Raw genomic sequence first — 14,005 nt, 5'->3', positions numbered from 1 at the left:
CTTTTTACACTAAGGGTCTTCACAAAATAATTATTTTAGAGTATAATATTATCTCTTTTTTCTATTATCCTTATTAATTCCAATAACTTCATAAATATAATTTACTTCCTTCCTTACCGTTGCTGCCTTGTTTTTAAAAAATTGATCAGCAATTTCATCAAAGGTCCAGCCTAAAACGTGATAATACACAAGCCATGTGTAATGTTCATTTGTTTTTTTTTCCTTTGAGCATATGTACCCATTTTCCTCAAATTCCTGGTTTGTCCTCTTTATATGACTGGAAATTAATTTTTCAACCTTTTCTCGATATTCCTTTTCTGTTTGTAAAATAGGGTTATATCTTGGTAATTCTATTTTTTCATTTAATTTTTCTTTCTGGAGTATTTCCCTAGCATTCCCAACGGCCGAATTAAACATGATTATGTTAAACTTCATTTTTTCATTTTCATACCAAACCATAAAAGTCTGGAATAAATATGTAAATATCCACTCCTCATTTATGTACCATCGTTTTGCCCAATCCTCTATTTGCTTTTTTATTGATTGAGTAGCATTAATATCTTCAATTGTATAAAGAAGAAGTGATTTGTTTCTTTCTTTTCCCAAAGAATCACATATAGCTTCAAACTCAAAATAAATTTCTTTTATTCCATCCAATACTTCTGGAATTTCTTCTATTAAAGTCCGCAAAAAGAATGACTGATGACCCATTTGTTCTAAATCTCTATTTACTAACTGTCCACCTAAACCGATGTAGTAATTGCTACCATCCATGGGTTAACCTCTCTTTAATTTATTTATGCATTATTTTACCCTAACACAAACGCTATATTATGTATAAACACTACATTGTTTAAATAATACTGTTCTCGTATCTTCTTACCAATGATTGTTTCGGTCGCTTAATCCATGGCGAGCTGCGAATGTCTTTAACACCAATGGTTGCCGTCATGTGTGCCATGGCACTCACGCCGATGAAATTGATTATGAAAGCCCGCCTATGTAGGACGCAGACTGTTCGGGACCTTTCACCTTCACTCAGGTGTCCATCAACGAGGAAACTGATATCAATTGTCCTTGAAAAGTAATCAAACAGACACTTGGAACCAAGTTTTTTGCATAAGTCAATATCCGTTTGACTCTGAAGGGACATGATCTTACGTCTGGGAAATCCTTAACAAGAAAACGATATTTCTCTGGCTATCTCAATTCACGAGGTCAGTCAATTTGGTAACGGTGGCTGGGCACAGCAATAACCCCATCCAAAATCGGTTTTCCCCATAGCCCAGCACTCGCAGATAACAGCAAATTCACGGGTTATTTTTCATATTATGGCAGGAAAGGATATTCACGGTTGGTGGCTCAATATGGGCAAATGATGAGCACCGCAGATACTCATCCATGACGTGGTTCCAACAAGCGGCTGGCACTTGCCAACGTAGTAGAAACTATCTTCAGTGGCTTAGAAAGTGGCATTTACTAGTCAACATTGAATGTCTTCACTGTTCTTCATAAAGACTCATCGACAGTGTGTGCACCTCAGACTCGCGCGTCCTCGTTGGTATTTGTCTAAGATATTTATGTGATAGAAAAGGTATTACCGGGGAATCCTCTGCCTACTGGTCGGCTATCGACTACTCAGACAACCGGTTTGCCCAATAATTTAGGCAGCAAAGAGGCATATCGAGTACTTCACTCATGGCATCGGCTGCACCCGAGAACATTCGGCAACATAGCTTGGGGAAAACAACTAATGGGAAATGAGGATCATCATGGTATCTAAGTCTCTTTATTTACGATCAATGAATTAAGCAGACATCAAAGTGCAATGTGTAGGTACCACGGGTGACCGTTGGTGGTGTATATGGATGGTGCCCGTAAAAAGATGGTATTTACAAACGGTTCTCTGGAATTGAGGCCAGTAAATCCTTAGATATGTTTCTTGATTAAATGTTTACATCATGCCGCCCATTCATGTGCATATACAATAGGAATAAATAAATAATAAAAAACCATATTAATAAAGGGTTTTGTCATGACCTAATTAAAATAATGTTAAATAAAACAAAGATATATTGCGGACAAATATGCGGACAATTAGCAGACATAAAAAAAGGGCTCAAACTTAAGAGTCCTTTTCTGCTTCTTTAATGACTTCCTCTAATTGCTTTTTATTAATGAAGTCCTCGTTAGGTAATCCAATCCTTGAATAATAATACCCGAATTGCTGAGATAAGAGTTCCCGATGTGGAGTATTTAACCTAAGCCTTGGTCCATAATTTTGACTATAATCTGCTAAAAGTGCGTATGGTAATGTAAATATAGATGAAAAATCAACGATTTGGTAAGTCATTCTTATCGTTTCAAACTCACCTGAATATTCACCGATTATTGAGTAATTAGGTCTTTTTCCGGCATGTACTTCACTTACAAAAGACTTCCTTGTTCTTCCCTCTTCTAACTCCATTGAAAGCATATCGTGTAATTGGGCAACTATCACCGTTTCAGGTGGGTCTCTCTCTAAATCACAAGCTTGATTCATAACAACAAAACTAGCAGTACCTATATTAGTATTCAGTCCTGTTAATCCCCAATCATTATACCTTCCTGCACCAGTCCTAGAATATTTTAAAGTTGGGATTGGTGTAAATATGGGACCATTTAGAAAAATATCTCCCTGACTTATATGTTCTGATGCATCTATTTCTACATACCAATTCGAAGACAAAATACTTTCAACTCCCTAGGACAATGGTCTTTTAATAGGACCTGTAAATGAAAACGTCGATTCAATAATTCCCTTGGATTGGATTTGATTCTTTATTATTCTTTCTGTACCAAGTTCCTCGAACGGTTTCCTCTCACGTCCTATAATAGGCCCTGTGAATGAAGACGATGAAGAAATCATTTTCACCTGATCCTTTTCATGTTCCATCATTCCTGATTTCGCCCCCTTTGAAGCAACGGTCCTTAACACAAAAGTTTTTGATCTTGCATAAGGTTTAGGCCTAGTATATGAAAGTGGGACACTCTTTATGATATTTGCTGTTTGTTTTACATTGGCTGACGAAATTAATGGCATAGGTCTAGGTTTTGTCGGTTTTGTAAAGAATTGACCGACGATTGCTACTCCAGACGTAGCAACACACGCTGCCATTGTACCATTAATAACCATTTTTTTAATTGAATAATTTTCTTTTTCATTAAGAGTTGCATAGGCAAGATTACTCATGTTCTTCACCTCCTAAAACTACAGGAATATAAAATTCCCCTAACTTCTCACCATCAAAAATTAATTCTGTTTTAAAAAGACCCTCATTCTCCAATAATAAGTTACCGAATTCCACTGCCATTGTAACACCACTTAGCAGATTTCCAGCAACGTCACCAACTACATTGTCGTGATTTTCTTCAACAGGTAATTTATATTTTTCTGTCTCAAGTATAGGTAATCCCTTGGGATCAGAAAAAATAACATAACCATCATGATCTTTATTCGGATCGAATCCAACAATTGAGTAAACAACAGAAAAAGAAAACCTACCTGGTTTTGATTCTATCGGAATGATGTTTAAAGGAGTTATTGATTCTGGATATTCATGTTTTGTGGTCTGACAATACATGAAACTTGAAATTTTAGGCATAATATATACCTCCAGTATTACTTGTCCCAAATAGGATAAAATAAAAACACTCTTAAAAGTGTTTCCGAAATAAGCGAATATAAACATCCTATACCCATATAGTATACCTTAAAACATATTATTTTTGTCGAAATATGTCACTTGGTAAAAATTAATTTAATATTTTTAAATATTTCAGAATATTCATTCCTTAATACTCGAACCTATTATAAGATTCGCGCTTTCTTATTGAGGATGGTTATATTAATTTAGATAATCACCCGACAAAATTGCAGTTATAATGATATTATTTTACTGGAGAGGGTAGGATTAAACAATGGGGAAAATTTCAGGAAACACAGAAAAACAGGACTAATTTTGTGGTTATTCTTATGAGCTATTAAACTCAAAAAAAGACCGCCAAGTTTTAATGGCGGCTTTAAGACAATAATGTTCATATATTTTAGAATGAGGAACCCAAACGAACACGGTCACTGGTTTGTAAAATTAAGCATCTAATAGTCAAAGCCCTTTCTCATCCATAATGGTCTCATATGGGGAAATTGACTGTATACCTCCTCTTCTCTTTCTTTTTGTTCATAATCATGAATGCTCCTACTATGACGTTCATTTTCAGTCTTTAATTTTTCAAGTTGATCCTCAAAATCCTCTTGTCTTTCTTCTAAATATTCAACTTGCGCCTGTAAATTTTCAATTTCCTTAATAAGCTCCGCTTTAGTAAATCTATTGTAATCCTCACTACTCATGGCATTCTCTCCCTATAACTTTAAATTTATTAAGCATACCTTATATCAACGTGCCGCTTGCATTTCGTACACTGAAACAGGTTTGGCTCGACTTCTTTGTGTCTCTTCAACTTCCTGCATGTCTGGCAGCTTAAAGTCACGTATCTTCCAGAGAAGTCGTTAACGACCACATTATTTTCTTCTTCGCAAAGTTCCTCTTCTCCGTCTCCCATCCCTACCGCATAAAACGCATATGCCAATATCACAGTCATACCGCCTGTAATATAACTGATCCAGCTCATGAGATGTCCTCTCTTCCGTACAATACGTAGTTCAGTTCACCGTTATCCTTGACGAGGACCACTCGATAAGCTTTTTCGGTGCAATATTCCTTTTGCAACTCTGAGACAAGCCTATCATCGTTAAGCCCCTTTTCAATAAGCACTGCAGCCAGTGTCGTTGGCTTCATGTTGCATGCTGTAGCCAGGCGGTTTAGTTTGAATGCCTGCTTGTTTGTCAGCGAGACGTTCACCCTATGAACCCGCTTGCCACCAAGCCCCTTCCCTTCTATCATTACGAACCCTCCCTTTTGAAATCGTCATGACGATTGACAATGTCAAGCGTGTTACAGTGGTACTGTGGAATCTTAATGGGAAGAGGTATTACCAACGACTATTTTAATGCCACCGCTTTCGTTTCGTTTGACGATTTTAAGCGGTGCATTTCGTCGCTGCACATCTGCTAATATTAATTCCTTAACATAACCACTAAACTCTATTTTTTCTTTTTCGAGGCGCTCTAAAAACTCTTTCTCCTGTGGATTGGTTATATTAAAAGAAACCGATTTTACTCTTTTGTTGCTCATTTTTTTCCTCCTTTCACTCGATTACTAAATGGTATGAGCGCTATGACCTATATATAACTATCTATCACAAAAATAGTTTGATTTTCTTGTAAGTAATATTGTTAAAGGGATGACATTGAATTTTGTCGAATTAAATGGTGAGGTGTTCATATGTATAAAAGCAACATTGGGCAATTAATTAAACAATCACCGTACAAAAGGGAATACATAATGAAAAAGCTTGGAGTATCTGCTAATACATTGTCAAATTGGAGCACCGGAAAAACCTTACCATCGCTCGATAAGGCTTTTCAATTAGCCGACTTTTTAGGAGTAAAGGTGGATGATCTCTATGAACGAGAAGTGGAAGAAACTGATTCAACAATTTGAGGAAAATGGATATACTCCTAACGATATTCAAAGGATTGTCCATTTTTACGATGTGACAATGGAAACAGATAAAATGTTGAAGAAATTGTACGAGGTTGAAGAGAATGAACTTACTGATTCAGATTTTCTACACGACGAACGACAATAGTGTCTTACGTAGGGGAAGCTTTCCGTTAAAGAATAGGAAACCTGAGGAAGTAGCTTATGAATTTTGGAAGTGGATAAAAAAAGAACATCCTTATCCATGTTTATTGGAAAAGGTAATTGTAGATGGAGAGGATTTTACGCAGCTGGTTATGAACCTAGAGAAAACAGCGCAACCGTCTCTTGAATGAAAAGGTTGTATTTACGGAGGAGTATCATTGTCAACAATTCTAAAAAACGCTAAAACATTATTCACTTTGGTAATAGTGACAATACTTATTATTATCGGTTCTTTGTCAGGTACATATAAAAGTCCAGCAATTTTCTCTGAATTAATGAAAGAATCAGCCAAGTTAAATATTAGCGTTGCAATTGGCTTAGGGGCTTTAGTGGTTGCATGTTTAATAGTCCAAAACAAATCAGACTTAAAAGGTAATAAGGATAAATACTTTAATTACCTTGGTATAATGTTCTATTTTATTGTATTAAATCTTGGTACTTTCTATTTGGCTTATTTCCCACAAATCCTAGTTTACCGGCTGGTATTAATTTTTTATTTTGTACTAACGATTATTGGGTTTGTTTCACTGTTATTTTCTACTACAAAAATATTAGGTACTATTTTTAATAAACCATCGTTATAAGCAATGCCCCTCCGATATGGAAGGGCAGTTTCTTATTTAATACTTAAGTTAATGTCCTGGGGACCTAATAAAATTGACCCATACTGTTGTCCAATCTATCTGTAACATTTTCACATCTGCAGGTTATCTATAAATTCCATTTGGATGAAAATGGCGCAACCAATTATTCACTTTTTTAAACTGTTTATCATCCGTAACAAATGACTTTACTTCAATTCCAAAGAGATATTTGTGATAGGCTTTAAACTGTTCACACCCTCTTAAAAGTTCAATTGCAGTATCTTTACCCATCTTTGATGTTGTTCCTACGACTATACAAGGAATCTCCTCTTCATATTGAAGTAGTACCTTTCCCCCAAAATAGATGTCATATAAATCAGGTAATTCCTCTTTCATTGCCACTTCCATGATAACAATACGGCTCATTTCAACCACTCCTTTTACCTTTATTATGAGGCTTGCAGGTTCAGTTGGCTGGAAGAATTATGAACTTAAATTGAATTATTTACAGCTGTTGTATTCCCTGACTGGTAATTCCATTTATCCCCTAATTCCAGTTATGCATTTTCGTAGTATCATTGATTTGAGGTGAAATTATGTTTATTAGCCCAATGCTACTCCATAAGACGGATGAACCGTTTGATCATCAGGATTATGTTTCAGAACTTAAAATGGATGGGTTCCGTCTCATCTATTCAAATATAGAAGATAAAAAGCTTTATACCCGCCATAATACCGATATTACCACTCGTTTCCCTGAACTCATGAACCTAAACATACCCAAAGGAACAGTTCTGGACGGCGAGGTAGTGGTAACAGATTCATTAGGCAAACCTGATTTCGAAGCTGTGATGAGTAGATTTTCTGTGTTCAATTCAGACAAAGTGAATTATTTTGCCAAGCATGAGCCAGTATCCTTCGTGGTATTTGACGTTCTATACCATAAAGGAGAAAAGGTAACCCATTTGCCCCTTTATCAACGGAAGGAAATACTCAATGAGGTCATACCGGTTAATACACCCATTCTATCTAAAGTAATGAGCATTGATGGCAACGGTACTACCCTCTTTGAACTCATTAAAGAGCAAAACCTCGAAGGGATTGTCCTAAAGAAGAAGGACAGCACTTATGAAATTGGCAAACGGTCATACTCCTGGCTAAAAGTGATTAATTACCAATACGCAAATGTGATTGTAAACGGATTCCGAAAAGAGGAATTTGGCTTGCTTTTATCATATGAAGATGGAAGATATGCTGGAATTTTGGAGCTCGGGATGCCAAAAGAGGAGAGAAAGAAAATCTCCCAAATGCCAAAGAAAGACGAGAATCATAAGTTTGTCTTTATAGAACCTTTATCATGTTTTGTGAAATATCGAAATACAACAAAGGCTGGTCTTCTTCGACTTCCATCATACATTTCTATAAATGCATAAAAGCCCTCCATTGATGAGGGCTTTAACTATACTCGAACATTAGCAAAGGGCATAAATATTGAATTGAATGATGGGGTATAGAATACGTCTGGCGAAATTCTACCTAGCCTATTCCCATATAGATTTTAGCGGCGGTACGGCTCTTATTCAACTAAAGCACCCGTTTGTTTAAGTACATTATTTCACAAACTTTTATTATGTATGACTTTCCAAATGCCATGTAGCTTTATTAATCCTGAATTAAATGATATAAGGTAGATCCTCCGACAAATTGCCTTATTTCAGCACCCTCTTTATACAATTTTTGTGCTGTTTCAGTATAATAGTGATTCTTATAAAAAGCCTTTGTATCAGTTAAATCATTATAAATCCAAGCTCCCTTTAACATTGTTTTCTTAAAATCATTAATTATTTTTTTCCATTTTTTCAACGCTTCATTATCATCCGCCAAAGTGCCTATTGATGATTCTGTTAAGAAGTTATCATTTTGTTTACCAAATTGGAATACTAGACTTTCTTTGTTTGATCTAACAAAATCATAGTATTCCTTTGGTATTATATCTGGTTTGGATACAGATAAAAAAATCATATCACTATCATTTAAAAAGCTCAGTTTTTCTGCAAACTCATTTTTAGATATCAAAAAGTATTCAAATTCTGGAAATAATTTTATAGAAAACATATATAAATCGAACAAGTTTTGTGATTTTTTAACAACTTCTATGATTTCACTTTTAGTTGCATGAAATTGAAAACCCATATTAGCCATATATATTTATCAACTCCTCTGACTTATTAAATTTCTATTGAGATTCAGATTCAGGTCTTAAAGTAAACTGCTCCATTAGTACAAGAAGAAAAAGGCTTTAGCTGTTGTTGCAGCAAAGGATTCGTAACTTGAATAATAAAAGGGGATTATGAGTCACTAATCTAACATTGTTCTTATTTCATCACTTAAAATGAAAACTTGCTTCCATTCATTCCTTCTTTTTAATGCCTCCATATTCCATAGTCCTGAGCTCTGTAAGTCTTGTACTTTCTGCCTTAATTCTAAACCCTTTTGCATTACTTCATAGCTAATTAATCCAGCACTATAGAGTTTGGATAGGCTGTCATTGTGTAAAAATGACACAACGCCTATATCAAATTCTTCAAAAATTTCGTATTCAATCGTTTCATCATCCATATTGTATAAATGCGTTCCACATCTTTGAATAGTATCTAAAAACAGTTCCATTAATTGTCTGTTGGTAATCTCATTATCCATCCTTTTTCCCCCATTATTAACGGCAATCAACCCATCTTCTGAAGCTGTCTAAAATTTCCCCTAAATTTTCTATACCACCATAGCCCCAAAAATAGATACCATCCAGTTCTTTATCATAGGCAATTTTACAATGAATCCAATCACTTTCATTGCGTTCACTATTTAATATTACAATGTCTTTTTGCTCTACATCAATATTTTGCAGGCTTATCTTTACTCTCCAACCAGGGTTATCAAGAGTTTCAATACTTATGCCATAACTATGTTCCCAATCGCCATCACATTGCTTTGCAAACCATTTTTGTAGCCAAATTAATGAATCCATCTTGATTCCTCCCCTCGTGTTAATTTGTTATTCTATATCAATAGTGCGACTTCCTTCTTTATACAGATAGGTAAGGGTTTGAAGTTATCGCTCCCTTTTCCCCCCGTTCACACCGTACATGAGACTTTCACCTCATACGGCGTTCCAACTAATCCAATTCGATTTAATCATCAACACTTCTGAAATCGCAGCCTCATCCATGTCTCAATTCTTCCGTTTTAATAAGTCGGTGCCTCCCTTAGGAGGTGAACCTCTATTAGTCTCACAAGAACCTTATTAACCGATAAAGATTTGCCTTGCATGATTAAATGATTCTTCATTAGTCTAGTGGCTATCCCTCCAGGCTGATTAGACCTTTCATTGGTACTGTGCCACCACTTTCACTGATATAAAGACAAGTTATACAATTACTAATGTCATCATTGCTTTCCTTGCCAACGCTTCTTCGGGAGTAAGCCCTCCACGTTATCAGCTTACAACGTTGAATTATATCTATTATAGAATGAACTTAGGTGCTTCCTGTAAGCCTGTTAGCTTTCATACGCCTGTAACGTATCATGGATTTTCATATTAGTTATTTTTACTCACCCACATCTAACCTCACAATTTGGTGATATACACATTTCTATGTATCGCAGGTATAGACCCGTACATTCAGAAGTTCGTCAGCTTAACCATTTCTTTTAGGTTTTTTCGCATTCTCACCATATTCATTCAACTCAAGCATCATGATTTACACCACCCCATCGGGTAGGCTTTCGTCAGCTTAACCTGTTACGGTAAATTCTCACGCCTTTTCGCCGAGCTTATAACACTATCATTCTTACTAAATCAAGTGCTATTCGACTAAGAGAGAACCCTTCAGGGCGTTACCCCCTCATTTGATTCTTCGATATAATCCTTCAGTTCCGACAGGAACTGTCTAGCCTTTACCAGAGAAATGTGACCATCCTCCATTTAAGCTAGAAACATTTCGCACAACTATCCTGCTTCTTTAGTTCAATAAGAAATGCGATACCTCTTTACTGAAGTATCGCATCCGTTAGTATCAACAAGCATTAAGAAATTAATAAAGCTATGATGAATTTGGCTCACTTTCCTACTTTTAGTTGCTTGTTAATGTAGGCAGCTCCGCCAGCAACCAATTGTTTTGTTTCAACATCATATACCGCACATCTTCCCCTAAACTCTTTATCTGTATCTTTAAAAGAATAGAAAAAATATACCTGTCTATCTGGACTGACTGCCTGATTCATTTTTATATCTGGATATGTAGTAAGAATACCATTTCCATCCCAAGTTACATAATTAAATTTTTCCACCTCTTGAAACAGTACCTTTTTTCTAAAATTTACTGTTGCATCGGGAATGTCTTTAAAAAGAGCGTCATCCATATCTCCATATTTATTTTTATGCTTTTTAAAAAACTTATAGTGTTTTCTGTAAAACTCTTGATGCACAGGATACTTTAGGTCTCTTAATGCTTGATAAAATTCATCTTCAGTTTCATGAAAAACTTTTTCCTTATTTGCAGGATACAGATATTCAACCTTATCTGAGAGAGTAGTTTGTGAATAAACAGGATTTCCTGATAACACAAAAAGACTACAAGAAAATAACATATACAAACTAATTAAGAATAGCTTTTTCATTAAGGTTACTCCCTTTTTTAAAAGTAATATACCCTAATGTTCTTAAACTAACCTGCATCGTTAGTTCAAGAACGAAGACCGCAACAACGATGGCAACTGGATTCCTAGCTACGGCGCCTGAAATTACAATAGTAAAACGGAATTGCAAATATTATATGGTGCATTACTGCTGCCACCAAATGGTGTTGTTATACAATGCCATCAAAAAATCGACCATGATGGTCGACCCTTTTTTACTCTATTCCCGCCATAACATTGGTCAAACTACACCTGTCGTTTTTTAGCTCTTATTAACGTACTTTTACTAATGCCGGTAATATCCTCTACTCGCTTATAAGAATGTGTTTCAAGGAGCTTCAGTGCATGCTCTATTTGTGCCTTCTTAAATTTCCTTGGTCTGCCCTCTCTAAAATCTTCACGCTGCCTTGCCAATGCTTTCCCTTCCTGGGTTCGTTCTACAATCATATTTCTTTCCATTTCCGCTACCGCTAACATCGTTTGCAGGAAGAATCGTCCCATTGTTGTATTTTCAAGTAATCCTACGTTCAGTACATGTACACGAACACCCTTGTTGAATAATTCCTCAACAACATCAATTCCTTCTCTTACATTCCTGGCAAGCCGATCCAGTTTAGTCACTACTAAAGTGTCACCTTCTTTTAACTCTTTAATCAATTTACTAAACTTGGGTCGCTCAAGCTTTGTACCAGTAAATTTTTCCTCGATTATTTTGTCGCAGCCCTCCATTAGTAGCCTTTCTATTTGCACCTCTAAATCCTGACCTAAAGTGCTAACACGACAGTATCCATATTTCATTTTTCCACCTCACTTATGAATATAAGTTATGACACCTTTGGATACCCATATCTTATCACTTTCATTTTTCGTAGTCAAAACTTTTAAGTTATGACACTTCATTACATAAAAAAAGACCGTCTATTGACAGTCCTTTGTTATACTAAAGCTACCCGTTAGCCACCCATGCAGCAGAGCTGCACCACAAAGAATGAAAATGGTTAAGAACTGTCAATACTGATACTGACCTTAATCCAGTCACGCCCTTCTCTTTTTTTTGTGCAGGGTCTTCTTAAGTATTGTCTTTTTTCATGTATAAAGGAAACTTATTTTCATGGTAGTTCAACAAGAGGTTCTTTCCTTTAAGGATTAATCCGACCACTTTTCATCATCCGATATCCATTTATTTCTATGTAAATCAAAAGATTTAACATCATCGTGGAAAACTAAATATGCAGGTAATGTAAAACTGTGCCCCCCTGCTTTGTCCCAACAGGCAACAAACCATTCCACAATAGTTTGTTCTTCACTTGTAGATATGACCTCATCATTCTGTTCATAAAATCCCCAAAATTCGTCGGACTTGTTATCAGGAAGTTGGTGGTATTCTATTTCTCCAAGTAATTTAAGACTCCCCGCATAAATACTGCTATCGTTTCCTTGATAAAAGACTTCATTTGCTTCCTTGTCCATAGAAAACATCATAATGGAAAGTTCGAATGGTTGCATAAAGACCGAGAAATCTAATAAATCTATCTCGTTGTAATAATTATAATTAATTATTGCCTTTAAATTTTGAATTAATTTTTCTGTATTCTTTTCTAGATTGTCTTTTAATGAATTAATATAGGTTTCTACCGTAAACACTAAATTCACCTCATATAAATATGTAATTAACATTATAAACTAAAATTCTACACCGTTCCTCAACTAACCTGCTTCGTTAGTTGATCAACGAAAAAAAGAGCTGCGTGCCGCAACTCCATCTTCAACTCAAGCCCCCGTTAGCTTAATAAGAATCCCTTAATTTTAAGCCCTGTTTTTTGGCATACTCATTAATTAGTTTGATTAAATTATCTTTGTAAATTGAAATTGTTTTATGAATTTCCCTATGTCCATCCTCTGGGTAAACATATTCGTCAAAAATAAAAAAATTTATATGGTCCATCTTTTTAATAATAAAGCGGTTGCCTTCGTATTCTCCGCATCTAATGTTAAAAGAAACAATAAATTCATAAATCCCATCATAGTATTCTTGGTCAGAAATCTCATCTTCTAAAAATGAATCTATAAGATTTTTCATTTTATTTCTCCCCCTAAAACTTGCACTTCTTTTTTAATATTTCACTTTGCATTTGCAAAAATCCTTCTTCAATTAAACTGCTCCGTTAGTTCAACAATAATATTTCATCTATTACTACACAAATTACTTATAGCGTTATACGCTGCTTCTCTCACAAGAATATTACTATGATTTTTATACTGCTCTAGTAAGTCTATATAATTAGATTGATTTGTATATCCCAAAACTCAAGCATTTGACAATGCAAAATACTAATTGTACGCATAAAAAAATCCAAGGATTATTTGACAGAGGAAATACGGAAAATACCTCATTTATAATATAGGACAAAAAAATAGTCAATGGGTATAAGAATAGCCATAGAGAGTTTCCCCTATGGCTATCTTTTTATTCTTCTATGCCTAAGTGCTTTTTAACTACCATTTTAGTTTGATATAAAAGGACTGGCTTATCATTTAATAGTTTTTTAAGCCCTTCAAGTTTTAATGATGGGTCAACTAATTCCAAAATATTTTTCTCTAAAGAAGTAATAATAACATTATTTTCGCTTATTTGGTCTATTGGTAAGCAGGCAACTTTATTCCCATCAAATTCAAAGTAGAACCTACATCTAATATCACCATCAACATCTCTTGGCCATTCTAGACTAGGGTTAATTTCTTTTATTACTATCCCCAAATTCACATAGTAACAATTTGAGTGGTTTGATTTTTGTAATCCTAAAGAGCATATAACTTCATTACTATCTTTATAATAAAATTTACCTTTTTTAACGAAACCGTTTGATAATAAACAGTCATTAATAATTTTTTTAAATTCTTTTTTTTCCACTGCTCTAA

Annotated in this window: 22 protein-coding genes; 5 read left to right on the top strand and 17 right to left on the bottom strand. The window is 35.0% G+C overall.

What is annotated here, in order from left to right; genetic code table 11:
* Positions 1-48 precede the first annotated feature (48 nt).
* The 8 genes from QNH29_RS03630 to QNH29_RS03595 all read right to left on the bottom strand — a co-directional run bounded on the left by QNH29_RS03630 (position 49) and on the right by QNH29_RS03595 (position 5,234).
* Positions 49-774 carry a hypothetical protein gene (locus QNH29_RS03630; RefSeq protein ID WP_283863492.1) on the bottom strand — a complete coding sequence of 242 codons (726 nt, stop codon included), beginning with the start codon at positions 772-774 and terminating at the stop codon, positions 49-51.
* A 1,351-nt stretch (positions 775-2,125) separates the two neighbouring features.
* Positions 2,126-2,728 carry a hypothetical protein gene (locus QNH29_RS03625; RefSeq protein WP_283863491.1) on the bottom strand — a complete coding sequence of 201 codons (603 nt, stop codon included), beginning with the start codon at positions 2,726-2,728 and terminating at the stop codon, positions 2,126-2,128.
* Between the two features lie 15 nt (positions 2,729-2,743).
* Entirely contained in the window at positions 2,744-3,232 is a 489-nt protein-coding gene (locus QNH29_RS03620) for a hypothetical protein (RefSeq protein ID WP_283863490.1), read from the bottom strand.
* Positions 3,225-3,644, bottom strand: coding sequence for a hypothetical protein (locus tag QNH29_RS03615; protein WP_283863489.1), 420 nt, complete (start codon positions 3,642-3,644; stop codon positions 3,225-3,227). Before QNH29_RS03615 ends, QNH29_RS03620 begins: the two co-directional genes overlap by 8 nt.
* Before the next feature lie 494 nt (positions 3,645-4,138).
* Positions 4,139-4,390, bottom strand: a complete 252-nt coding sequence (locus tag QNH29_RS03610; protein WP_283863488.1) for a hypothetical protein — start codon at positions 4,388-4,390, stop codon at positions 4,139-4,141.
* 29 nt (positions 4,391-4,419) lie between these two features.
* Positions 4,420-4,671, bottom strand: a complete 252-nt coding sequence (locus tag QNH29_RS03605; RefSeq protein ID WP_283863487.1) for a hypothetical protein — start codon at positions 4,669-4,671, stop codon at positions 4,420-4,422.
* Entirely contained in the window at positions 4,668-4,943 is a 276-nt protein-coding gene (locus QNH29_RS03600; RefSeq protein WP_283863486.1) for a hypothetical protein, read from the bottom strand. Before QNH29_RS03600 ends, QNH29_RS03605 begins: the two co-directional genes overlap by 4 nt.
* A 72-nt stretch (positions 4,944-5,015) precedes the next feature.
* A complete protein-coding gene (locus QNH29_RS03595; RefSeq protein WP_283863485.1) occupies positions 5,016-5,234 on the bottom strand; it encodes a hypothetical protein in 219 nt (72 codons plus the stop codon).
* A gap of 210 nt (positions 5,235-5,444) precedes the next feature.
* Here QNH29_RS03595 and QNH29_RS03590 point away from each other — a divergent pair, with 210 nt between their 5' ends.
* From QNH29_RS03590 to QNH29_RS03575, 4 genes are read left to right on the top strand one after another with little or no spacing between them, the layout of a single operon-like run.
* Positions 5,445-5,603: a helix-turn-helix transcriptional regulator gene (locus QNH29_RS03590; RefSeq protein ID WP_349654883.1), complete on the top strand. Its 159-nt coding sequence runs from the start codon at positions 5,445-5,447 to the stop codon at positions 5,601-5,603.
* The gene (locus QNH29_RS03585) at positions 5,566-5,751 is read left to right on the top strand and encodes a hypothetical protein (protein ID WP_283863483.1); all 186 of its coding nucleotides are present in this window, start codon (positions 5,566-5,568) and stop codon (positions 5,749-5,751) included. Before QNH29_RS03590 ends, QNH29_RS03585 begins: the two co-directional genes overlap by 38 nt.
* Positions 5,708-5,938 (top strand): hypothetical protein, encoded by a 231-nt coding sequence (locus QNH29_RS03580; RefSeq protein ID WP_283863482.1) that lies wholly within the window; start codon positions 5,708-5,710, stop codon positions 5,936-5,938. The genes QNH29_RS03585 and QNH29_RS03580 overlap by 44 nt, the downstream gene beginning before the upstream one ends.
* Positions 5,939-5,965: 27 nt before the next feature.
* A complete protein-coding gene (locus QNH29_RS03575; protein WP_283863481.1) occupies positions 5,966-6,391 on the top strand; it encodes a hypothetical protein in 426 nt (141 codons plus the stop codon).
* A 123-nt stretch (positions 6,392-6,514) separates the two neighbouring features.
* Here the strand turns inward: QNH29_RS03575 and QNH29_RS03570 are convergent, their stop codons facing one another.
* The gene (locus QNH29_RS03570; protein ID WP_283863480.1) at positions 6,515-6,817 is read right to left on the bottom strand and encodes a hypothetical protein; all 303 of its coding nucleotides are present in this window, start codon (positions 6,815-6,817) and stop codon (positions 6,515-6,517) included.
* A 170-nt stretch (positions 6,818-6,987) separates the two neighbouring features.
* Between QNH29_RS03570 and QNH29_RS03565 the strand changes: the two genes are divergently transcribed.
* On the top strand, positions 6,988-7,824 hold the full coding sequence (locus QNH29_RS03565) for an ATP-dependent DNA ligase (RefSeq protein WP_283863479.1): 837 nt from the start codon (positions 6,988-6,990) through the stop codon (positions 7,822-7,824).
* Positions 7,825-8,053: 229 nt separating this feature from the next.
* On the opposite strand, the gene QNH29_RS03560 is transcribed toward QNH29_RS03565, so the two are convergent.
* From QNH29_RS03560 to QNH29_RS03525, 8 genes are all read right to left on the bottom strand, one after another.
* A complete protein-coding gene (locus tag QNH29_RS03560; protein WP_283863478.1) occupies positions 8,054-8,593 on the bottom strand; it encodes a hypothetical protein in 540 nt (179 codons plus the stop codon).
* A gap of 156 nt (positions 8,594-8,749) precedes the next feature.
* Complete coding sequence (locus QNH29_RS03555) at positions 8,750-9,091, bottom strand: hypothetical protein (protein WP_283863477.1); 342 nt, start codon at positions 9,089-9,091, stop codon at positions 8,750-8,752.
* A gap of 16 nt (positions 9,092-9,107) precedes the next feature.
* Positions 9,108-9,416, bottom strand: coding sequence for an immunity 53 family protein (locus QNH29_RS03550; protein ID WP_283863476.1), 309 nt, complete (start codon positions 9,414-9,416; stop codon positions 9,108-9,110).
* 1,091 nt (positions 9,417-10,507) lie between these two features.
* Positions 10,508-11,068: a hypothetical protein gene (locus tag QNH29_RS03545; protein ID WP_283863475.1), complete on the bottom strand. Its 561-nt coding sequence runs from the start codon at positions 11,066-11,068 to the stop codon at positions 10,508-10,510.
* Between the two features lie 264 nt (positions 11,069-11,332).
* Positions 11,333-11,884 (bottom strand): recombinase family protein, encoded by a 552-nt coding sequence (locus QNH29_RS03540; protein ID WP_283863474.1) that lies wholly within the window; start codon positions 11,882-11,884, stop codon positions 11,333-11,335.
* 348 nt (positions 11,885-12,232) lie between these two features.
* Positions 12,233-12,730, bottom strand: coding sequence for a hypothetical protein (locus QNH29_RS03535; RefSeq protein ID WP_283863473.1), 498 nt, complete (start codon positions 12,728-12,730; stop codon positions 12,233-12,235).
* 142 nt (positions 12,731-12,872) lie between these two features.
* Positions 12,873-13,166: a hypothetical protein gene (locus tag QNH29_RS03530; protein WP_283863472.1), complete on the bottom strand. Its 294-nt coding sequence runs from the start codon at positions 13,164-13,166 to the stop codon at positions 12,873-12,875.
* A 387-nt stretch (positions 13,167-13,553) separates the two neighbouring features.
* Positions 13,554-13,997 carry a DUF4304 domain-containing protein gene (locus QNH29_RS03525; protein WP_283863471.1) on the bottom strand — a complete coding sequence of 148 codons (444 nt, stop codon included), beginning with the start codon at positions 13,995-13,997 and terminating at the stop codon, positions 13,554-13,556.
* Positions 13,998-14,005 lie beyond the last annotated feature (8 nt).

This window comes from Neobacillus sp. DY30, from assembly GCF_030123065.1.
GTDB lineage: Bacteria > Bacillota > Bacilli > Bacillales > Cytobacillaceae > Neobacillus.
This window is presented reverse-complemented; position numbering and strand designations above follow the sequence as displayed.